The sequence below is a fragment of the Kribbella sp. NPDC005582 genome, from assembly GCF_040605415.1.
Classification (GTDB): Bacteria; Actinomycetota; Actinomycetes; order Propionibacteriales; family Kribbellaceae; genus Kribbella.
In genome coordinates, this window is record NZ_JBEXCU010000001.1 from 2,218,252 (window position 1) to 2,239,075 (window position 20,824).

Genomic DNA, 20,824 nt, shown 5'->3' on the forward strand with positions numbered 1-20,824 from the left:
GTATCCTACTCCTATGGAACCACCCAAGCGCAGTCGTACCGCCACTCGGGCCCGCCTCCTGGCAGGCGCGCTCGAAGTCTTCGCCGAGCGGGGCTTCGCCGGTGCCTCCGTGGAGGACATCTGTGACCAGGCAGGTTTCACCCGGGGCGCGTTCTACTCGAACTTCACCTCGAAGGACGAGTTGGTGCTCTCGTTGTTCCAGGCAACGACCGACCGGCTGCTCGAGCAGATCGAGGCGCTACTGCCCGAGCTGGCGAACCAGCCCGGCACGCTGCTCGACGCCATCCTGGGGTTGCTCGACGAGGCTATCGGCGATCAGCGGCAATGGCATCTGATCTCGACAGAGTTCACTTTGCACGCGTTGCGCAATCCCGACGCGGCGCGGGCGCTGAATGAGCAGCGCGCGATGTTTCGGGCCAGCCTGACCCGGTTGGTCGAGGAGATTTCGGCTGCGAGTCACCTGCAGTTCAGCGTGCCGGCCGAGCAGTTCGTGCGCCTGGTGATCGCGGTGCACGAGGGTGCGCGATCGCAGAGCCTGCTCGAGCCCGGCAAGGTCTCGCCGGGCTCGCTGGAGCACGCCTTTCTGCCGATCGTGCTGGACGCGGTCAGTCGACCTTCACACTGATCGTGTGCAGTCCGGTCGAGCCGTCCGGAGCCGGTGGCGCGGACGCCTCGACCTGCGGGGTGCCTTTCCCGTCGACTGCGCGGACCTGCAGGATGTGCGTCCCGCGCGGCGCGTCCCAGGTCCAGTGCCACTGCCGCCAGGTGTCGATCGACCCGTCCGCGGCGAGCGTGGTTTGTTGCCAAGGGCCACCATCGACGCGGACCTCGACCTTCGACACCCCGACATGCTGGTCCCACGCCACGCCGGCCACCGTCACCGGGCCCGCGGTCACTTTCTTGCCCAGCGGTACGTCGATCCGCGACGACAGCTTGATCGGACCGAGCTCCGACCAGCCGCGCGGCGTCCAGTACGCCTCGAACCGGTCGAACCGGGTCACCTCGATATCGACCAGCCACTTCGTCGCCGACACATAGCCGTACAGACCCGGTACGACGATCCGCACCGGGAACCCGTGTTCCACCGGCAGCGGCTCACCGTTCATCGCGAACGCGAGCATCGCCTGGCGATCGTCGAGCAGCGTGCTGAGCGGCGTACCGGCCGTGAAGCCGTCCTTTGACGTCGACTGGATCGCGTCGGCGTCCTTCGAGGGACCTGCTTCTTCGAGAAGGTCCTTGAGCAGGACGCCTGACCACAAGGCGTTCCCAATCAGGTCGCCGCCGACCTCGTTGCTGACGCAGGTCAGCGTGACCCACTTGTGCAGCACCTGGCGTTTCAGCAGGTCGTCGAAGGTGAGGTTGAGCTCTTTGTCGACCATGCCGTGGATCCGCAGCTTCCAGTCCGACGGCATGATCTGCGGCACCGCGAGCGCGGTGTCGATGCGATAGAAGTCCTCGTTGGGCGTGGCCCACGGGGTTGCGCCGTCGGCCTGGACACCGGCCGGTGGGACCAGCGACGGCGGCTTGGGCAGGTTCAGGCTTTTGCGCGCATCGGCCACGGCGGTCCGGCTGCCGCCGATCACGCGACCCAGTGCCCCGATCGCGACCGTGCCGATCGCGACACCGGCGGACAGTTGCAGGAAGCCTCGGCGGCTGACGTCGTCGTCCGGGAAGTCGAGCAGCGGTTCCAGCCGTGAGGTGTACAGGCGCAGCACCCCGAGTGCCACGAGCCCGGCGACGGCCGATGGCAAGAACCCCGTCTGCCCCGAGTCCGCGCGCGTCATCGCGGCGGCGACCGCTGCGCCGGCCAGTACGACGACCACGAGCGCGCCGGCCCAGTACCGGCGTACCGCAAGGACGCCGCCGACCGCGGCCAGTGCGAGCAGGACGATCAGGATGCCGGTTCGGAGTGCGGTCTTGTCGTGCGTACCGAACCAGGCGATCGCGAGTTCCTTCAGCCACGGCGGCACTCGGTCGATGAACGCCGAACCGATCGCGACCACGGGAGTCTGCGACGTACCGAGTAGGCCGGCCGCGACACTGCCGGCCGCGAGACCGGCCAAGGCAGCCAGTACGCCGCCGAGCGCGCCACGCCATCGGGTCGCGCGCCGGCCGTCCGCGTGGCGTTCGGTCTGTTGCTCGCGCTCGGCCAGCTGTTGATTCACATCTCAACCTTGACGCGGAGGGGCGCCCGACACCAGCCGAGCGCCCCATCCGTTAGTTCCGGGTAATCCGTTGAAGTTGTCGTTGCTGGTACTGCTCGCCTAGAGCGCGGGCCGGCCGTTCGGCCAGCGGCGTGCGTTGTCCCGGACCCGGCGCAGTTTGCCGAGCACGACGTCGCGGTCGTCGGACAGCTGCGACATCCACAGGCTGTCGATCTCCAGGAGGTGATCCGGCAGTGCTTCGCGCAGCCGCCGCTTCCCCTCCTCGGTGAGCACCGCGTACGAACCGCGGGCGTCGTCGGGACACGGCTCGCGACGAACCAGGCCGAGGTTCTCGGCACGGTCCACGAGCCGGGTGATGCCGCCGGTGGTGACGGTCAGCTCCCTGGCCAGGGAGGTCAAACGCTGCTTCTCCCCGTGACTGCGGGCCAGCCGCAGCAACAGTTCGAACATTGCCATTTGCAGACCACTGCGCTTGAGAGAGTGACGCATCAGTTGATCGAGCTCGGCCGCTGCCTCGCGCAGCAGGCCATAAGCCGTGATCACGTCGCTTTCCCAGGGTTCCGCGGCGCGGGTGGGTTCTGCATCGGCGAGCGCTAGGGGCGAGCAAAGCGAAGGCGCGATGGTCATGCGCGGACTCTAGTAGCTGACTAGTTCACTTCGCTACACGGGGTGACCTTTTGGCTACAGATCGCCGGTCGATCAGCGCTGTTCTGAGCGTAACCGAGCACCTGTCCAGACCGCTTCGCCGGGTGCCTGTGGATAACTTCCGCGGCGGTCGGGCGATTTTTGCAAGCCTTGGTCCAGCAGGTTTTCAGCTTCGGATCGGGGACGCGGATGAGCGACAACGAGAGCACCACACCGTTCGGCCCAGGCTTCGTCGCGGCCTGCATCGTGATCGCGGCGGTCGTCACCTGCGGCGTGGTGCTGCTCGTCGCCGGCCCGGCGGGCCCCGCCACCACCACTCTCGCCAACCCCGCCGCAGCCGCGCCGGGCGAGGCTCGGCGAACGGCAGCCAGCCCAGCAACTCCCGACGCCAGCTGCTCCGGCTCGGGCGACCCGGCTGGTTCCACCTCCGGCGGCTCTGGGGCGTGCCCCCGCCCCTCCCGTTCCACCTGTGCTCTCCCCACTGGCGATCAGGCGGTTCCTGCCACGGGACCTGCGGTGGATGGGTGGGAGGTGAGTCGGCGGGTGGTTGTTCCTCGGTCGGCGCAGTTCGGGCCGGCGGTGACGGACTCCGACGGGTTCCGGCGGTGTTTCGCGCATTCGCCGACGGGTGCGGTGTTCGCGGCGTACAACGTGCTGGCGGCGCTCGGCGATCCGACCAAGCTCGCCGCCAGCGCTCGCAAGCTGATGGTGCCTGGACCGGACACCGACGAGCTTCTGCGACAGACCGCCAAGGAGTCGCCGTCGACCGCCTCCGAGGCGACTCAACTCGCCGGGTACCGCGTCATCGCCGCTAACCGCGATCAGGTGACGGTGATGCTCGCCGTACCGGTCGAGGCGCAGTACATGAGTCTCACGCTCACGATGGTCTGGCACGACCACGACTGGCGGCTGCAGCCACCGTCGCCGGGTGCCGCCGTCGGGGCGCCGTTCGCCCAGGTTCGCAACCTCGCCGACTTCGTGAAGTGGAGTGGTCTCTGATGTGCGGGAAGCTCGAGATCGGCTGTCAGATCAAGCAGGGTTTCGTCTCGGTCGCGACGTCGAGCCTGGACTCGCTGCTGCACCAGGCCAGCCAGGCCGCGCTCGACTCCATGCATTCGATGGCGACACTCTGGCTGAAGGTGCCGGACGCAACGATCGCGACCAACGCGGGCGGCTGGAAGAACAGCGGCCCGGTCGAGTACCTGCAGCACAGCACCGTCCCCGTCGTCGCGGCGATCTTCACCCTCGCGATCCTGATCGCCGGTGCGCGAACCGCCTGGGAGCAACGCGCCAAGCCGATCCAAGAGTTGCTCAAGGCAATGATGACGTTCGTGCTGGTCTGTGGCGCGGGGGCGGCGGTGCTTCAGTTGCTGACCGAATGGTCCGACGGGTTCGCTCACGACATCGTGGCGCAGGCCTCCGGCGGGAACGTCGAGGCCGGTCTGAACTCGATCGTCGCGAACGGTTCGTTCACCCAGCTCGGCGTCGCCACCGGGCAGGTCATCCTCGCCCTGTGCGTGACGGTCTCGGTGATGTGCGCGTCGGTGATCCAGATCCTGTTGCTGCTGATCCGGTCCGCGATGCTGGTGCTGCTCGCCGGCACCTTCCCGCTCGCGGCCGCCGCGACCAACACCGAGGTCGGCCGGACGTGGTTCCGCAAGTTCTGCGGTTGGTCGCTCGCCTTCATCGCGTACAAGCCCGCCGCCGCGCTGATCTACGCGGCGGCGATGAAGCTCAACCAGTCCGCGATGTTGCCCAGCGACAACCAGTTGGTGCAGGCGATGACCGGAATCATGATGCTGATGCTCGCCGTCTTCGCACTACCCGCGCTGCTGCGCTTCGCCGTACCGCTCACCGCGGCCGTCGCCGGCGGCAGCGCCGCGATGGGCAGCTCGGTCGCCGACCCCGGCGGTCTCGCGACCGGCGCCGTCAACGTCGGCCGCGCCCGCCTCGGTTCAGGCGGCGCCTCCGGCGGTGGCGCCGCGGGCGGTGGGGCGGGTGGCGGTGCGTCGGGTGCCCGCACGGTCGGTGCAGGCATGGGCGCTGCAGGCGCGGCCGTCACGGCGGCCCGCAAAGCCGGCGGTGCGCTCGCCGGAGCCGCCGCACACTCGAGCGGCGAAGGCGGCGGCGGTGGCAGCACCCCGAGTTCCTTCGGCCCCAGCGGATCGCGCGGAGGCGGTTCCCGCGGTGGCGGTTCCCGCGGTGGCGGTTCCCGCGGTGGCGGTTCCCGCGGTAGCTCGTCGAGCGGTGGCGCGTCGGGCGGAGGCTCATATGGCGGCGCGTCAGGCGGCGGCGGCTCGTACGGCGGCGGGGGCTCCTACGGCGGCGGCGGTTCGCAAGGCGGTTCCTCAGGAGGAGGCCCGTCGGGAGCATCCGGCGGCGCACCATCCCGGACCTACGCAACCACCGGCACCAGTTCGGCCAACTACGACGGCCCCTCAGGCGGTTGGTGATCGATGAGAAACGATTTGCCGTGGCGCGGCCGGGCCTTGAACGATGGCGCGCATGCACCTCGAGCGGATCGCCCTCATCTCGGACGTCCACGGCAACCTCACCGCACTTGAAGCGGTCCTGGCCGACATCGCGGCCCGCGGTATCACGCGGATCTTCAACCTCGGCGACTATGTCGGCAAGGGTCCGCGGGGGCAGGCGGTGGTGGACCGCTGCCGGGAGGTCTGCGAGGTGAACATCCAAGGCAACTGGGACGACTTCCTCCCCGACCCCGACCGCGAATACCCGGCCGGCGGAAGCATGCTCTGGTGGCGAGAGGAGCTCCGCCCGGACCAGCACGTCTGGCTGCGCAGTCTCCCGTTCTGCCACGACTTCCGGCTCAGCGGCCGGCAGATCCGCATCTTCCACGCGTCCGCGACCTCCGTGCACCGCCGCGTCTACTTCGACCACGACGAGACGGCGTACCTGGGCATGTTCGAGAACACCCCGGCGACCGGCGACGGCCCGCTGCCCACCGTCGTCGCGTACGGCGACACCCACGACGCCTACTACGAATGCGATCTCGGCCGCACGCTGATCAACGTCGGCTCGGTCGGCAACAGCCTGAACGACCCGACGCCGGTCTACACGATCCTCGAAGGCGCCGACGACCCCAAGGCGCCCTTCTCGATCCAGTTCGTCCGCGTCCCGTACGACGCCCACGCCGAACTCGCCGTCGCCCGCGACCTCGGCGCCCCCGAACTCGACGGCTACGAGGCCGAGATCATCCACGGCCACTACCGAGGCACGTTCTACGCCGGCAAAGCCCGGACGTACCACCGCGATTAACCCATGGCAACAACTGTTCGACCGGAATTGCAGCGGTAGTTCGATCATCGCCGGCGTGCTCGAATGCGATCCATGACCCCGCCGACGATGGGCCGCCGCGGAGTACTCAAGCTCGCCGCCGCGGCCGGCCTCGTGCCCTTCCTGCCCGCCACCAAAGCTCTGGCCCGAACAACCCAAGCGGTAGCCGCGCCGCGCTCGGCGTTGCCGATCCTGTCCGGACCGGAATTCCCGATCGGCGCCTTCTGGCCGCCGTCGATGCAACGCAGGTTCAATCTGCTGGAGCGTTTCCAGGAGATGAAGGATGCCGGCTTCACGTTCTCCTTCGTCGGCAACGGCAGCTCGAAACCGGAAGACGAAACCCCGGAGACGGTGCATTCCACGCTGGAACTCACCGATCAGGTCGGGCTGAAGGCGATTGTCGTCAACTGGCCCAAGGAAGCGATCGAGCGGCGTGCGGAGTACCTTCGGCACCCATCGTTCGCCGGCTTCCGGCTGGACGACGAACCGGCGAACACCTCGAAGTTTCCCGACCTCGGCACCGGCTCGGCGACCCTGCGTGAGTTGTCCCCGGACCTGCTGCTGAACATCAACCTGCTTCCCGACCAGGGGTCCTGGCGCGAGTACATCCACGAGTTCGTCGGCGTCGTCCGCCCGGACATGCTGTCGTACGACCGCTATCCCTTGAACGACAACGGCACGGACCACGCCAACTACTGCGGCGAATGGCGGGAGTTCCGCGCGGCCGGTCTGGGCGCCGGCGTACCGACCTGGATCTACATCTTGTCGGTCCCGCACTGGAGCTATCGCTCGCCGTCGGCCGCCGAGCTGGCCTGGCAGGTCAACGTCAGCTTGGCTTACGGCTGCAAGGGCATCCAGTACTTCTGCTACTGGTCGCCAGAACCGCCCCCGACCTACGGCGCGGCCCTGATCGACTACGAGGGCAATCGGTCGCCGCTCTACGACTACGCCACGACGCTCAACAAGAGCTGGCTCGCGCCGGCCGGTTCCCAGCTCAAGCCGCTCGTGTCGGAGCGGGTGGTGCACGCGAACGGGTCGGTCCCGCCGAACGCGGAGCCGTTCACACCGGACAGGTTCGTGACCAGCACCAGCGGCAGCCCGGTCGTGCTCGGCACGTTCCGCAGCAAGGATCGCAAGCCGCTGACCAGGTGGTTGTGGGTGGCGAACTGGTCCCACGCGACCTCTGCGCAGGCCACCCTCAACCTCGACACCACCACGGTCTCCGGCGTCTCGCGCTTCGACCCGGAGACCAGGACCTATACGGCACAGCCGAGCCCGGCCTCGCTCTCGGTCTCGCTGGCCCCTGGCGCTGCCGCGCTCTACCGACTCGACTCCACCGGTACGTCGCTCGATCCGCAACTGCAGCTCGTCGTGGCGACGGAGACCGGCGTGCATCACGGGATCCAGCAGGTCGGCGGAGCCTGGACAGAACTGAACTCACTGGGCGGCCCGGCCCGCCTCGTCGCGGCGGCCGAGCGCAACGGCGCGCTGGACGTCATGGAGATGACCGGTGACGCGATCTACCACCGAGTGCGCGCCGTCGACGGCAGTTGGGGCAGCCGGAACCTCTTCGGTGGGCTGAATGCAGTGTCGTCCATGACGGCCGCGGTAGTGGTCGGCAGCCTGCAGGTGGCGTTCGCGTCGGGTGGAGTCGTCTACCACACGATGCAGTACGCCGACGGTCGCTGGGACGGACCGAACCGGCTCGGCGACGCCGCGAACCTGGTGGCAGCCACAGAATTCCACAGCACCTTCCACCTGATCCAGGTCGAAGGTTCCGGCCGCATCTACCATCGCGTGCGCAATGCCAGCGGCAGTTGGAGTTCGCGGAACCTGTTCGTCACGCTGGCAGGTATCACGTCCGTGGCGGTGACTGTGGTCGGCGACGAGATGATGGTCGTGATCGCCGCCGGCGGCCAGCTGTACTACGCGATCCAGCACACCGACGGCAGCTGGCAGTGGCCGACCCAGACCGGCGACGCGGCTGACCAGGTCGCGGCGTCCTCGGTTGGTGGCGAGCTGCAGATCACTGCCACCTCCGGCGGCAAGCTCTACACCCGGCGCCGCCGCGCGGACGGCACCCTGACGCCTCGGGTCGCGTTGCCGACGACGCTGACCAATGTCACCGCCATCACCAGCGCAGGCCGTTCGATCGAACCGACCTACTAGAGAAGCAGGATCTCCGAACCGACGAGGCGATAGCCCGCGGCAAGGAACGCGCGGAGCGACGCGGCATTGCCGGGCGTGATCTGCGCCCAGATGTGCGTGTCAGCAGGGATCAAGGCGCGGGCGGCGCGCGCGAGGCGGCGCCCGTGTCCTTGACCCTGCACCGAGTCCGGGACCTCGATCGCGCACTCCAGCCGACCGGCCACGCCGCGGCCGGTGGTCACGACGCCGCCGTACGGATCGACGTACGCGCGGACGTCGTCACGGAACTCGAAAGCGCGCCGGACGCGAGGATGATCACGGCTGGTGAGCTCTTCGAGCCCAGCCAGTACGGCGGCGTCCGCGACCGCCGGCGCGAGCAGCATCGCGTCGAGGGCCTGCGCCTGGCGCCCGGTCGCCTGACCAAGCGCAGTCAGGAACGGCGGCGAGACGGGAGCGGCGAGATCCTCGGGCGGCAGGCGGTCCGCGACCCAGGCGGCGTCGACGTCGGCCGCGACCACGCTGTGGCCGGTGAAGGCCAGTACGCACGCCTCCCGTGCGGACGGGGCTGAGACGACGGTCACGCCCAGGTCGGGAGCCGGGAAGACGCCACCTTCGACGCCGCGCAGAATGTCAGCCAGAGTTGTCATCACGAGCCATTGTGGTGGAGAACCCACCGAACGCACGGAGGCGACATATGCGGACACCGCAGCTGGTGCAGGCCGGCGGACTGCCCGACCAGGTCACGATCTACGAGGTCGGACCGCGGGACGGACTGCAGAACGAGTCGGCGATCGTCGACGTCGAGGTGAAGGCGGAGTTCATCCGCCGCTTGGTCGAGGCCGGGCTGCGGACGGTGGAGACGACCAGCTTCGTGCACCCGAAGTGGGTTCCGCAGCTCGCCGACGCGACCGAGCTGCTCGGCCGGCTCGACCTGCCCGGCGAGGTTCGCGCGCCCGTTCTCGTGCCGAACGAACGCGGTCTCGATCGCGCGCTGGCGGCCGGCGTACGGGAGATCGCGATCTTCGCGAGCGCCACCGAGACGTTCGCGGCGAAGAACCTGAACTCGACCGTCGACGAGCAGTTCGCGATGTTCACCCCGACCGTCCAGCGGGCGCTGGCCGAGGGTTTGACCGTCCGCGGCTACGTGTCGATGTGTTACGGCGATCCGTGGGAGGGCGACGTACCGATCGATCAGGTGGTGAAGGTGGGTGCGCGGCTGGTCGACCTCGGCTGCCACGAACTCTCCCTCGGTGACACGATCGGCGTCGCGACACCCGGCCACGTGATCGCCTTGATCAGCGCGTTCGGCGCGGCCGGCGTCGGCCCGGACAAGCTCGCCGTGCACTTCCACGACACCTACGGCCAGGCGCTGGCCAACACGCTGACCGCGCTGCGCGAAGGCGTCACCACCGTCGACAGCTCGGCCGGCGGCCTCGGCGGTTGCCCGTACGCCGAGTCCGCCACCGGGAACCTTGCCACCGAGGATCTGGTCTGGCAGCTCGACGGTCTCGGCATCAGCACCGGTGTCGACCTGCCCAAGCTCGTCGAGACCAGCGTCTGGATGGCCGAGCAGCTCGGCAAGCCGTCGCCGAGCCGAGTGGTGCAGGCCCTGGCGGGCTGATCAGTCACTCCGGGTAGCATGCCGGTGGCCCTTCGGATAACGGATGGGAGCCGGTGTGCAGGCGCGTTCGTTCGGTGAGTTGCTACGACGGTTCCGGGGCGCGGCTGAGTTGACCCAAGGAGCTCTGGCCGAGCGGTCCGGCGTGGGGATCGAGACGATCCGCAGTCTCGAGTCCGGCCGCCGGAAGTCACCCCGCGATGAAACGCTTCGACTGCTGATCGATGCGCTCGGTCTGGCCGCCGGCGAGCGGGCCCGATTCACTGCCGCGGCCGGCGCGGAGCGGCAGTTCGTGCCACACGAACTGCCCGCCGACGTCCAGGACTTCACTGGCCGAGCCGACGAGGTACGGCGCCTGGTCGGCCTGCTGGCCTCGCCGGGGACGGTCGTGATCACCGGCCGCGCCGGCGCCGGCAAGACGGCGCTCGCCGTGCACGCCGCGCGCCAGGTCGCCTTCCCGAACGGCGAGATCTTCGTGAACGCCCGGATGACGTCGCAGCCGGTACGACCCGTCGAAGGTGCACTGCTCGTCCTCGACGACGTCCAGTCGGCAAAACAGGTGCCTAAGGCAACAACTGGGACCGTCCTCGTGACGAGTCGGCAGCCTCTCGACGAGGCGGTTCACATCGAGCTCGGCGCACTGCCCACCGCAGACGCGGAGCGATTGCTGCACCAGATCGTCGGCGCCGACCGCTGGCAGCAGGATCCCGCGGCAACGCTCGAGGTGATCGAGCTCTGCGAAGGCTCGCCCGCGGCGTTGCGGCGAGCGGCCGCCCGAATGGTCGGCAGGCCGTCGTGGTCCCCGGCCGATCTCCGCGGCTGGCTCCGAACCAAGAGAACGGCGGGTGGCTCGTGAGTGGTGTGCCGGAACTGTTACGTCGGTTCCGTGCTGAGTCCGGGCTGACGCAGGAGCAGCTTGCCGAGTCCTCCGGCCTCAGCGTGGAAGCGATCCGGACGCTCGAGATCGGCCGCCGCCGCTATCCGCGGGCGCTCACGGTGAGCAGGCTCGCGGATGCGCTTGAGCTCACTACCGAGGACCGGGATGAGCTGGAGCAGGCTGCGCGGCGACCGACCGAGACACAAGACCGCTTGCCCGCGGGCGTCACGGACTTTGTCGGCCGGGCCGAGTCGGTGCAGACGCTGACCGATCTGCTGCTGCGAACCCGCGAGCCGGCGCGGCCGACCAGCGTCGTGATCTCCGCGGTGACCGGGATGGGCGGGGTCGGCAAGACCACGCTCGCGATCCACGTTGGGCATCTCGTCGAAGCGCAGTTCCCGGACGGCCGGATCTACCTGAACCTGCGTGGCGAGACCGAGCCGGTTCCGCCCTTGCAGGCGCTCACCTCGCTGCTGCGGACCCTCGGCGTACCGGCGCAGGAGATTCCGGACGAGCTTGCTGCCGCGGCCGCCCGATACCGTACGGCGCTCGCGGGGCGCCGAGTGCTCGTCGTACTGGATGATGCGGCGAACGCGGAGCAGGTCACCCCGCTCATCCCTGGTACGTCGGGATCGGCCGCGGTGATCACGAGCCGACGCCTGCTCGACCAACTGGCCGGGGCGCTGCACCTGCGGCTCGACGTGTTGTCCGATGACGAGGCGCTGCACTTGCTCGGTGAAGTGATCGGCGCAGCTCTGATCGCGGCCGAGCCCGAGGCGGCGCTGGCCGTCGTACACGCTTGTGGGAACCTGCCGCTCGCGTTGCGCATCGCCGGCGGGCGGCTGCCGAGCGGTCGACCGGTGCAGGAGCTCGCGGATCGGCTGGCCGATGCGAGCACCCGGCTGGGCGAGCTCGCCAATCAAGAGACGGGTGTGCGGGCGTCGATCGCGCTGTCCATCGACGACCTGCGCTCGGTACCGGCTGACCGGGATGCGGCGGAAGCGTTCGGCGTACTGGCTTTGCTTGATCCCGGCGAGTTCTCGCTGCGGGTGGCGGCTGCCGCGCTGGGGCGGACGGTCGACGAGACGGAGGAGCTCCTCGATCGGTTGGTCGACGTGCATCTGCTGGAGGCGCCGACGCTGCACCGCTACCGGCTGCACGACCTGGTCCGGGCCGTCGGTCGCGAAGGCGCGCGTGCAGAGGACCAGCGGAGGATTGAGGAGCGCGTTCTCAACTGCTACCTCGCGATGCTTTGGCGGGCCGACGAGTTGGCCGGCGAGGCGCCGATGAGCGCGGCCTGGCGGGACCCGAGCTGGGCCGAGCCTGCGCGAGATCTCACCGAACTCACCGACGTCCTCGATTGGCTCGACGCCGACCGATCCGCACTCGTCGACCTGGTACGGCGGGCCGCTCGGGGTACCGAGTCCGATCGGCAGCTCGCGGTCCGGATCGCCGTCGGGATGAACGTCTTCGGCCCCTCCCGGCTGCGGTGGCTGGAGTGGCGCGACGTGAACCGCGCGGCTGCCGAAGTCGTCGACCTGCGATCGGACCCGGTCGGCGCGGCACTCGTCCATTTCGATCTCGGCCTCGCGCTCGGCGAGCTCAATGACTTCTCCGCCGCCGCCGACCAGTTGGCGTTGGCCACGGACGCCGCCCGGCTGATCGGGCAGCAGGAGTTTCTGATCAGCTCCTTGGTGAATCTCGCCCACATGCTTGAGCAGGCCGATCGCGTACCGGAGGGGTTCGGGTACGTGCGCGAAGCCCTCGACCTGATCGACCGAGTGCCCGAAGCCGCCGGGCAAGGCTCGTGGGCGCAGCTGACGCTCGGCATGCTCCACGGACGCGCTGGGGAGTCCGCGCTCCAAGTGGAATCGTTCGAGCGCGCGATCGCTCTCGTCCAGGACAACCCCGATGTCCTGTGCAGAATGCACATCAGCGCCGGTGCGTCGTTGCGGGAGTGCGGTCAGGCGGCGCTGGCGATTGACGTGCTGCTGGCCGGCGTGGACGTCATCCGGGAGCACGACACTCGTGGAGTTCTGGCCGAGGCATTGTGCGAACTGGGCGCGGCGTACGGCGATCTCGATCGCCACCCGGAGGCCTTGGCCGCCTATCTCGAGGGCCTGGGAATCGCGGTGAGCCGCGAGCTGTGGGATCGCGAGGCGCGGATCAGGACCGGCCTCGGGCAGACCTATCTCGAACTCGGCCGGGATGCCGACGGCAAAGAGCAGCTCCAGCTCGCCGAAGCGGTCTATGCGGCGCACGGGACGACTGCCCCGAGCTGACCGCCGCGGTGTACCACTTTGTCCCTGTCCGGTCGAAGCCTCCGACGCCAGGCTGAGTCTCGGCGCTCACAGTGAGTGCCGGAACGGACAGAGGTGGAACTGAGATGCGTGCTTGGGACTGGGGCTGACCAGCGGCTACTGCTCGATCGGCCGCCGGATCCGGCGGATGAGGCTCTTGTCGGCGTACTGACCGATCCGGTACGTCGACCAGCCGTCGACTCCCGCTCCGACTGCACCGCCGAGCAGCGGGACGCGGCGGGTGACGGTGAGCGCCATCCGCTTGCCGCTGACCCGGGCGATCAGCTCGGCGACGACCTCGGTGGCGACCTGGCGGTCGAGCTCGGGGTCGAAGACCGGGGCAGTCGCGATGGCGAGCGGCGAGCTCACCAGGCTGGACTTCTTCAGCCGGTCGGTGACGCCGTCCTCGCCGAGCAGACAGGTGATCACGGCCGTTCGAACCCGTGGGTCGTCGAGGTCGTAACCGCGCAGGTGCGCGATCGCCGCGACCATCCGGGCCTGCACGATGGCGAGACCGGTCAGGTTGGCCGGGAGTGCGACCGGCAGCGTGACCAGACCGCCGACGCTGGTGACGAACCCCTGCACCCCGGCGAGCCGGATGTGCTGGTCGACGACGGCGTCGATCGCCAGCTGAGTGTCACCGCCGGTCTTGGCGAGCTTGTTGTCCGCGACCTGCTCGGCGCTCGGGAAACGCTGGTACCCGTCGATGGCGAACTCGAGGATCTGGCGCAGCACCCCCGCCGCGGCTTGCGGCGCGAACCGCTGGGCGGCGGGCGCGAGACTACTGGCGACGAACCTGGCTACTCCGGCCACGGTGCTCCTTCCCGCCCAGCCCCACGCGTCAGTGACCCGGGCGTGCTTCAACTCTACGTGGCCCGTGTCCGCCCGCCACTCGGGAGAAACCCTCGGTGTGCCCTGGAATCTGCCGTGGTCCAGGATGTGAGGATGCCTGTCGAGCCTGCTGCGTCAGTGTGGGACTTCCCGCCGGTGTCGGTCGCCGGTGACAGCGACGTGGTGGCGGGTGGCGCGGATCTGCGTCCGGGGACGGTGCTGGCGGCGTACCGGCAAGGGCTGTTCCCGATGCCGGACCACCGCAACTCGCTGCTGTGGTGGTCGCCGGTGGACCGCGGCGTGATCGAGGTCGCCGGGTATCAGCCGACCCGCACGGTACGGCGGGCGCGGAGCAAGTTCGAGATTCGCGTGAACACGGCGTTCGACCAGGTGATCCGCGCCTGCGCGGACCCGCGCCGGCCAGGCGCGTGGATCGACCGCGACATCATCGCGTCGTACACCGAACTGCACCGGCTCGGCTGGGTGCACTCGGTCGAGGCCTGGGACGGCGACGAACTCGCCGGCGGCCTGTACGGCGTCGCGATCGGCGGACTGTTCGCCGGGGAGTCGATGTTCCATCACAAGACCGACGGATCCAAGGCGGCCGTGGCCGGGCTGATCGAGCTGCTCGACGACGAGTACGCCGCCGAGCGGGTGTTCGACATCCAGTGGGTGACCGACCACCTCGCGACGATGGGCGCGATCTCGATCCCGCGCGATGAGTACGTAAGGCGGGTTCGCCGGGCGCTGCCGTTGCCCCTGCCGAAGGCGTTCAGCTGATCCCGACGTAGGCAGCCATCTGCCGACTGGTCTCCTTGAAGAAGTCGTCGGCGGGGTCCATCGAGCCGACCAGCTGGCCGAACAGCTCGAAGCTGATCATTCCGAACAGCTGCGTCCACGCGATCACCATCCGCAGCAGCAACGGCCGCGGTACGCCGGGGGCGAGCGGAGCGACGATGTCGACCTGCTCGGCCAATCGGCCGGTCGGCTCGGGCGCGTCGAGCTTCTGCACCCAGCCCTCCTCGTTGGCTTGCTGGAGGATGCGTAGCAGGACCATCGGCACGCGGGTGGCGGGCTGCACGGTCGTCTGGGGCGCCTGGTAGCCGGTGATCGGCGAACCGTAGATCAGCGCGTACTCGTGCGGGTTGGCGCGGGCCCAGTCGCGGACAGCGGCGTACACGGCGATCCAGGCCTCGCGCGGGTGCGGGTACTCCTGCTTGGCCGCTGCTTCGGCCGCCTCGCCGAGGGCGTCGTACGCGTCGATGATGAGCGCGGTGAGCAGGTCGTCACGACTGGGGAAGTAGCGGTAGAGCGCGGACGACACCATGCCGAGCTCACGCGAGATCGCCCGCAGCGACAAACTCTCCGCGCCGCTGGTCTCCAGCTGCCGCCGCGCGGCCGCCTTGATCTCGCCGGTCAGCTCAGCTCTGGCCCGCGCACGGGCAGTCCGTGGAGCGCTCATGCCGCCAGTCTGCCACAAAACCGAGAGCACTGCTCTTGACAGTGATCACTGCTTCCGTGTTCACTGATCACAACAGAGAGCACTGCTCTCGCAAACCGCCGAGAAGGAGTCCGACGATGCCGGAGTACAAGCAGACCTACGACAGCAAGCGCGTCTTCACCGGCGGCGAAGGCAGCATGCGCGTCTTCAACCGCATCGTCGCCCGCCTCACCAAGCTCGGCATCAGCCTGATGGGTAGCCGCGTCCTCTCCGTCCGCGGCCGCAAGTCCGGCGAGTGGCGCAGCACCCCCGTCAACCTCCTCGTCCTCGACGGCCAGCGCTACCTGGTCGCCCCCCGCGGCCACACCCAGTGGGTCCGCAACCTCCGCGCCACCCCCGAAGCCCGCCTCCAACTCGGCCGCACCACCGAAACCTTCCGCGCCGAAGAACTCGCCGACACCGAAAAGACCGCCATCCTCCGCCTCTACCTCAAGAAGTGGTCCTGGGAAGTAGGCGCCTTCTTCGAAGGCGACGTCACGAAGGACTCCCCCGACGAGGTCCTCCAGCACGTAGCCCCCGGCGTCCCCGCCTTCCGCATCAACCCCGCCTGAACAGTCGGTTGAGGTGGCAACCCCACCCGTGCGGGTCGCGCGTGCAGCGGCGGCCTTTCCCGCCCGGGCCGGCCGTGGGCGCCGGCGGGCGCGGCCTGCTGAGGCGGTCGGTGGCAAGGCGGGAGCTGAGGCGCGACCGTCCTACTCCTCCGGCATCGAGAGTTCCGCCTCGAGGACCGCAGGACCCGGAAGGAGGTGCCGCTCAATTCTGCAACGCAGCGTTGCAGAATTGAGCGGCGTGTCATTTGTGCAAGCGGCACTTGCACAAATGGCGGTGAGTATCAGGCCTCCGGTGCATGCTCCGACAGCTCTGCTTCCAGCGTGGCGACGCTGGGAAGCACCGACTGGAACTCCTCCGGCAGCGAGTTCTCGATCGCCTCGGTCCACTCGGCCACGCCGATCGGCGCCTTGTAACCCCGCAGCGCGTACTCCGCGACGACCTCGTTCTTGTTCCGGCACAGGAGCAGCCCGATCGTCGGCTTGTCCCCGTCCTTCGCGAGGACGTCGTCCACTACGGCCATGTAGAGCCCGAGCTGACCGAGGAAAGCTGCGTTGAACTTCACCGCCTTCAGCTCCACGACGACGTAGCAGCGCAGCTCGAGGTGGTAGAAGAGCAGATCGCAGAAGAACTCGTCGCCGCCGAGCTCGAGGCGCACCTGCTGCCCGATGAACGCGAAGCCCTGGCCGAGCTCCAGCAGGAACTTGCCGACATGTTCGACGAGCTTCTGCTCGACCTCGCGTTCGTGCCAGCCGTCGGTCGTGCCGAGGAAGTCGAACAGGTACGGATCGCGGGTTGCTTGCTGCGCAAGGTCGGAGTCACCCGGCGGCATCGTCGTGGCGAAGTTGGTGATCGCCTTGCCGGCTCGCTCGTGGAATCGGGCGTCGATGTGCAGCGCGAGCACATCACGGCTCCACCCGTGCTCAGCCGCCGCGGCGGCGTACCAACGGCGTAGTTCAGGCGTGCTGAGCTTGTCCAGCAGGGCCATGTGATGCCGCCACGGCAATTGTGCAACGCTGCGCTGCACAATTGAGAGGTCCGGCCAGCCGGCTGCGAAGGCGCGCATGTACTTCAGGTTGCGGGGGGAGTACCCCTTCGCTCCGGGGAAGCGTGACTTGAGGTCGGTCGAGAGGCGATCGATGACCCGGGCGCCCCAGCCTTCCTCGGACTGTCGCTTCAGGATCTCGTGCCCGATGGACCAGTAACTCCGCAACGTCTCCTGGTTGGCCGCCGTGACGGCGCGGCGGTGGCCGGTGCTGATGTGTTCGGAAATGTCGTCCAGCAAATCGGGGTACCACGTGGGCAGGGACGATCGGGCGGGGGCGCTTTCGAAGCGTGGTTTGTCGTTCATGCGGCAACGCTTTCGCGGGACACGTCTGCGACACGAAGGGATTCCAGGGGCATCCAGGGGCAGATCGGGGCGGATGGTCTCCGGTGGCAAGATGGGTGGATGATGACGCCGGAACAGCTCAAGGCAGCGCCGAAGGTTCTTTTGCACGACCATCTGGATGGTGGGTTGCGGCCGGAGACTGTGGTGGAGCTGGCTCGGGAGGTTGGGCACAGGGTGCCTCGGGAGGATCCGGGGGAGCTGGGGGCCTGGTTCGTGGAGTCGGCGGACTCGGGGTCGTTGGAGCGGTATCTGGAGACGTTCGATCACACGGTCGCGGTGATGCAGACGGCTGAGGCGATCACGCGGGTGGCCAGTGAGTGTGTGCAGGACCTGGCGGCGGACGGGGTGGTGTATGCGGAGGTGCGGTATGCGCCGGAGCAGCATCTGACCAAGGGGTTGTCGCTGGAGCAGGTGGTGGATGCCGTTCGGGCGGGGTTCGAGCACGGGATGGCGGTGGCGGAGCGGCCGATCGTGGCGCGGCAGTTGCTGACGGCGATGCGGCATCAGGCGCGGTCGATGGAGATCGCGGAGTTGTCGGTGGCGTACCGGGATGCGGGCGTGGTGGGGTTCGACATCGCTGGGGCGGAGGCGGGGTACCCGCCCACCCGGCACCTGGATGCGTTCGAGTACTTGCAGCGGGAGAACGCGCACTTCACGATTCACGCGGGTGAGGCGTTCGGGCTGCCGTCGATCTGGCAGGCGATCCAGTGGTGTGGTGCGGACCGGCTGGGGCACGGCGTGCGGATCATCGACGACATCAGCCACGACCCCGCGGGCGACAAGGTCGAGCTGGGCCGGCTGGCGGCGTACGTGCGGGATCGGCGGATCCCGTTGGAGATGTGCCCGAGTTCGAATCTGCAGACCGGCGCGGCCACGTCGATCGCCGAGCACCCGATCGGGCTGCTCACCAAGCTGCGCTTCCGGGTCACGGTCAACACCGACAACCGCTTGATGTCCGGTACGTCGATGACCCGCGAACTCACGTTGCTGGCGGAGAACTTCGGCTACGGGCTGGCGGACTTCCGCTGGTTCGCGATCAACGCGATGAAGTCCGCCTTCATCCCCTTCGACGAGCGGCTCGCGATCATCGACGGCATCATCAAGCCCTGGTACGCCGAAGCGCTAGCTCAAGCGGAGTAGGACTTTCCCCGCTGTCGCTGCGGCCGCATCGATAGCGGCCGCTGCGTCGGCGAGGCCGAACTCGGCCGCGATCAGCGGTGTCACCTCGAGTCCGCCCGCCAGTAAGGCGACCGCCTCGGTGATCTCGTCGACGAAGCGGTACGAGCCGGTCCACGTGATCTCGCGAGTGACCAGATCCGCGAGCACCGAAGGCGTCGGCGTCATCGGCAGATTCCCCACCTGTACGACGGTTCCGCCGCGAGCCGTCGCGCGCAGCACCCCACCGAGCGCAGCCGAGACACCAGAAGCCTCGACCGCCAACGCAACGTCCTGCGGCAAACCCTGGCGGGCATCGAAGAGTTCATCCGCACCCAACGCCTCAGCCATCGCCAGCGCATCAACATTCACATCAGCGCTCAGCACCCGCGCAGCCCCACGAGCCTTCAAGGCCGCAACCACCAGCGACCCGATCGACCCAGCGCCGTTCACAAAGACGGTCTCGCCTCGCACATCCCCCAGCCGCCCCACCGCATGCAACGCAACAGCCAGCGGTTCGGCCAACGCAGCAACCCGAGTGGACAACCCGCCAGGCAACGAACGCAGCTGATCCACCCGCACCACCCGGTACGTCGAGAAGCCGCCATCCTCATGCGGATCACAAGCCGCCGACCCGAAGTACCGACCATCAGGCGACGCCGGATGCACGGTCACCGCATCCCCTACGGCACAACCCGAAACCCCAGCACCCAGTACGGCGATCCGCCCGGCCACCTCGTGCCCGAGCACGAGCGGATGCCGGAGCACCGCCGTACCGGATGATCCGTGCCGGGCGTACGAGATGTCACTCCCGCAGATCCCGCCCCACTCCATCGCGACCAGCACCTCGCCTGGCCCAGGGGATGGATCCGGTCGCTCCTCGACGCGGACATCCCCCGGGCCGTGCACGACAACTGCCTGCATCAGCCGAGCCCACCGCCGGCCGGGATCGTCGCGCCGTTCAGATAGCTGAACTCGTCACTCGCTAACCCGAGCACAGCCGCAGCGGCCGCAGCCGCCGGAACACTCCCCGGCAGGATCAGGTTCACCCGAACCCCCTGTACGGCGTACTCGGCCGCCGCGGTCCGCACCAGATCCTGCGCGGCCGGTGAGTTGCTGATGATGTGCCCGCCCCCGCTCGCGATCAAATGCGGCAGCTCGTACTTCATCGCCAGGAACTGCCCGCGCGCATTCGTGGCCAGCCCCTCATCCCACTCCGCGACCGACCCGACCTGCGCCCGCGCGTTGTTGAACGCGATATCGAGACGCCCGTACCGGCGGACGGCGGTGTCGACGAAGTTCTGCACCGACGATGGCTCACGAACGTCGGCCTGGACGTACGTCGCCTCACCGCGAGCAGCGCGGATCGTCCGCTCGACCTCATGCCCTTCGGCGGTCCGCCGACCGCAGAAGGCGACGCGCGCCCCGGCGAGGGCAAACGCCCGAGCGGCGGCGGCTCCGATCCCCGAGGTGCCGCCGGTGATCAGCACGACCTTCCCGGCGAATCGGCCCGCTGGTCGGTGGGCGGCGGTGGACGTACCACTGGCGGCGATACCGGCGGCGGTGGCGACAGCACCCCCGAGGACGGCCCGGCGACTCGCTCGGCTCATGCGCATTCTCCTCACAGCAACGGTCAGCAACAGTCAGTTGCTTCAAGCGTGCCGGAAGGAAGCGTTATCGGCGCGTTGAGCCGATTCCGGTCACGACGATGTCGAGCGCGGTACCGAAGGCCTGCTCGAGCGGGATGCTGACCTCGCCGAGTCCCCACCGGTAGAGGATGCCAAGGTAGCCGTCGAAGATCAGATTGCCGACAGCGAAGGGGTCCAGACCCGGATCGATCTCCCCGCGCTCCTGACCGGTGGCGATCGCGCGACCGAAGACCAGGCCGCTGGCGTGCGAGCCGGCGGTGGCCATCACGCCGGAGTGCAGCACCGCGCGCATCATCGCCTGGTTCATCTCCCGGTCGGCGTCCCACCAGCGGCCGAGCTCGCGGACGAGGTCGCCGATGGCGTCGATCACCGTGCGGTCGCCGGACTCGAGGTACTCACCGAGCCGGCCCATCACGGTCTCCCGCCGCTGCATGATCAGCGCCAGCAGGAAGTCTTCCTTGCGGGGGAAGTGGTTGAAGGCCGTGGCCCGGGCGACATCGGCTCGTTCGGCGATCTCGTCGATGGTGGCGGCGCGGTAGCCCTTCTCCGCGAACGCGGCCATCGCGGCCTCCAGCAATCGCTGCCGCAGCGCAACCTTGCTCCGCTCCCGGCGGCCCAGTGGAGTGCCGTCGACTGTTGCCGAGTCAGAGTCCATGGGCAGACTATGACATCAACTTGGACTAGAGTCTGACTTCGGGT

Annotated in this window: 20 protein-coding genes; 11 read left to right on the forward strand and 9 right to left on the reverse strand. The window is 68.6% G+C overall.

The genetic code is table 11. From position 1 onward, the window contains the following. Positions 1-13 precede the first annotated feature (13 nt). A complete protein-coding gene (locus ABZS29_RS10995; RefSeq protein WP_355460643.1) occupies positions 14-625 on the forward strand; it encodes a TetR/AcrR family transcriptional regulator in 612 nt (203 codons plus the stop codon). Here ABZS29_RS10995 and ABZS29_RS11000 read toward each other — a convergent pair. After that, complete coding sequence (locus ABZS29_RS11000; protein WP_355460644.1) at positions 606-2,165, reverse strand: molybdopterin-dependent oxidoreductase; 1,560 nt, start codon at positions 2,163-2,165, stop codon at positions 606-608. The two genes, ABZS29_RS10995 and ABZS29_RS11000, sit on opposite strands and share 20 nt — an antisense overlap. 99 nt (positions 2,166-2,264) lie before the next feature. Then, entirely contained in the window at positions 2,265-2,792 is a 528-nt protein-coding gene (locus tag ABZS29_RS11005) for a MarR family transcriptional regulator (protein WP_355460646.1), read from the reverse strand. A gap of 207 nt (positions 2,793-2,999) precedes the next feature. Here ABZS29_RS11005 and ABZS29_RS11010 point away from each other — a divergent pair, with 207 nt between their 5' ends. The 4 genes from ABZS29_RS11010 (at position 3,000) to ABZS29_RS11025 (ending at position 8,276) form a co-directional block, all read left to right on the forward strand. After that, positions 3,000-3,809 carry a hypothetical protein gene (locus tag ABZS29_RS11010; RefSeq protein ID WP_355460648.1) on the forward strand — a complete coding sequence of 270 codons (810 nt, stop codon included), beginning with the start codon at positions 3,000-3,002 and terminating at the stop codon, positions 3,807-3,809. Next, entirely contained in the window at positions 3,794-5,263 is a 1,470-nt protein-coding gene (locus tag ABZS29_RS11015) for a type IV secretion system protein (protein WP_355460650.1), read from the forward strand. The genes ABZS29_RS11010 and ABZS29_RS11015 overlap by 16 nt, the downstream gene beginning before the upstream one ends. 52 nt (positions 5,264-5,315) lie before the next feature. Next, positions 5,316-6,089, forward strand: a complete 774-nt coding sequence (locus ABZS29_RS11020) for a metallophosphoesterase family protein (protein WP_355460652.1) — start codon at positions 5,316-5,318, stop codon at positions 6,087-6,089. Between the two features lie 72 nt (positions 6,090-6,161). After that, positions 6,162-8,276: a hypothetical protein gene (locus ABZS29_RS11025; RefSeq protein WP_355460653.1), complete on the forward strand. Its 2,115-nt coding sequence runs from the start codon at positions 6,162-6,164 to the stop codon at positions 8,274-8,276. On the opposite strand, the gene ABZS29_RS11030 is transcribed toward ABZS29_RS11025, so the two are convergent. Further along, positions 8,273-8,902: a GNAT family N-acetyltransferase gene (locus ABZS29_RS11030; protein WP_355460655.1), complete on the reverse strand. Its 630-nt coding sequence runs from the start codon at positions 8,900-8,902 to the stop codon at positions 8,273-8,275. The genes ABZS29_RS11025 and ABZS29_RS11030 overlap by 4 nt on opposite strands. A gap of 47 nt (positions 8,903-8,949) precedes the next feature. On the opposite strand from ABZS29_RS11030, the gene ABZS29_RS11035 reads away from it, so the two are divergent. Genes ABZS29_RS11035 through ABZS29_RS11045 form a run of 3 tightly spaced genes read left to right on the forward strand, consistent with a single transcriptional unit; the run spans position 8,950 to position 13,032 of the window. After that, the gene (locus ABZS29_RS11035) at positions 8,950-9,876 is read left to right on the forward strand and encodes a hydroxymethylglutaryl-CoA lyase (protein WP_355460656.1); all 927 of its coding nucleotides are present in this window, start codon (positions 8,950-8,952) and stop codon (positions 9,874-9,876) included. Between the two features lie 55 nt (positions 9,877-9,931). Then, the gene (locus ABZS29_RS11040; RefSeq protein ID WP_355460658.1) at positions 9,932-10,729 is read left to right on the forward strand and encodes a helix-turn-helix domain-containing protein; all 798 of its coding nucleotides are present in this window, start codon (positions 9,932-9,934) and stop codon (positions 10,727-10,729) included. Beyond that, on the forward strand, positions 10,726-13,032 hold the full coding sequence (locus ABZS29_RS11045; RefSeq protein WP_355460661.1) for an NB-ARC domain-containing protein: 2,307 nt from the start codon (positions 10,726-10,728) through the stop codon (positions 13,030-13,032). The genes ABZS29_RS11040 and ABZS29_RS11045 overlap by 4 nt, the downstream gene beginning before the upstream one ends. Before the next feature lie 135 nt (positions 13,033-13,167). Here ABZS29_RS11045 and ABZS29_RS11050 read toward each other — a convergent pair whose 3' ends face one another. After that, positions 13,168-13,863 (reverse strand): EcsC family protein, encoded by a 696-nt coding sequence (locus tag ABZS29_RS11050; protein WP_355460663.1) that lies wholly within the window; start codon positions 13,861-13,863, stop codon positions 13,168-13,170. A 132-nt stretch (positions 13,864-13,995) separates the two neighbouring features. Between ABZS29_RS11050 and aat the strand changes: the two genes are divergently transcribed. Then, positions 13,996-14,661: a leucyl/phenylalanyl-tRNA--protein transferase gene (aat, locus tag ABZS29_RS11055; protein WP_355460665.1), complete on the forward strand. Its 666-nt coding sequence runs from the start codon at positions 13,996-13,998 to the stop codon at positions 14,659-14,661. On the opposite strand, the gene ABZS29_RS11060 is transcribed toward aat, so the two are convergent. Then, entirely contained in the window at positions 14,654-15,343 is a 690-nt protein-coding gene (locus ABZS29_RS11060) for a TetR/AcrR family transcriptional regulator (protein ID WP_355460666.1), read from the reverse strand. The genes aat and ABZS29_RS11060 overlap by 8 nt on opposite strands. 116 nt (positions 15,344-15,459) lie before the next feature. On the opposite strand from ABZS29_RS11060, the gene ABZS29_RS11065 reads away from it, so the two are divergent. Further along, positions 15,460-15,933: a nitroreductase family deazaflavin-dependent oxidoreductase gene (locus tag ABZS29_RS11065; RefSeq protein ID WP_355460668.1), complete on the forward strand. Its 474-nt coding sequence runs from the start codon at positions 15,460-15,462 to the stop codon at positions 15,931-15,933. Positions 15,934-16,214: 281 nt separating this feature from the next. Here the strand turns inward: ABZS29_RS11065 and ABZS29_RS11070 are convergent, their stop codons facing one another. Then, entirely contained in the window at positions 16,215-17,282 is a 1,068-nt protein-coding gene (locus ABZS29_RS11070) for a PDDEXK nuclease domain-containing protein (RefSeq protein WP_355460670.1), read from the reverse strand. Between the two features lie 99 nt (positions 17,283-17,381). Between ABZS29_RS11070 and ABZS29_RS11075 the strand changes: the two genes are divergently transcribed. Beyond that, complete coding sequence (locus tag ABZS29_RS11075; RefSeq protein ID WP_355460672.1) at positions 17,382-18,461, forward strand: adenosine deaminase; 1,080 nt, start codon at positions 17,382-17,384, stop codon at positions 18,459-18,461. On the opposite strand, the gene ABZS29_RS11080 is transcribed toward ABZS29_RS11075, so the two are convergent. From ABZS29_RS11080 to ABZS29_RS11090, 3 genes are all read right to left on the reverse strand, one after another. After that, the gene (locus ABZS29_RS11080; RefSeq protein ID WP_355460673.1) at positions 18,444-19,400 is read right to left on the reverse strand and encodes an alcohol dehydrogenase catalytic domain-containing protein; all 957 of its coding nucleotides are present in this window, start codon (positions 19,398-19,400) and stop codon (positions 18,444-18,446) included. The two genes, ABZS29_RS11075 and ABZS29_RS11080, sit on opposite strands and share 18 nt — an antisense overlap. Then, positions 19,400-20,086 carry an SDR family NAD(P)-dependent oxidoreductase gene (locus tag ABZS29_RS11085; RefSeq protein WP_355460675.1) on the reverse strand — a complete coding sequence of 229 codons (687 nt, stop codon included), beginning with the start codon at positions 20,084-20,086 and terminating at the stop codon, positions 19,400-19,402. The genes ABZS29_RS11080 and ABZS29_RS11085 overlap by 1 nt, the downstream gene beginning before the upstream one ends. A 64-nt stretch (positions 20,087-20,150) precedes the next feature. Next, positions 20,151-20,780 carry a TetR/AcrR family transcriptional regulator gene (locus ABZS29_RS11090; protein ID WP_355460676.1) on the reverse strand — a complete coding sequence of 210 codons (630 nt, stop codon included), beginning with the start codon at positions 20,778-20,780 and terminating at the stop codon, positions 20,151-20,153. Positions 20,781-20,824: the final 44 nt, after the last annotated feature.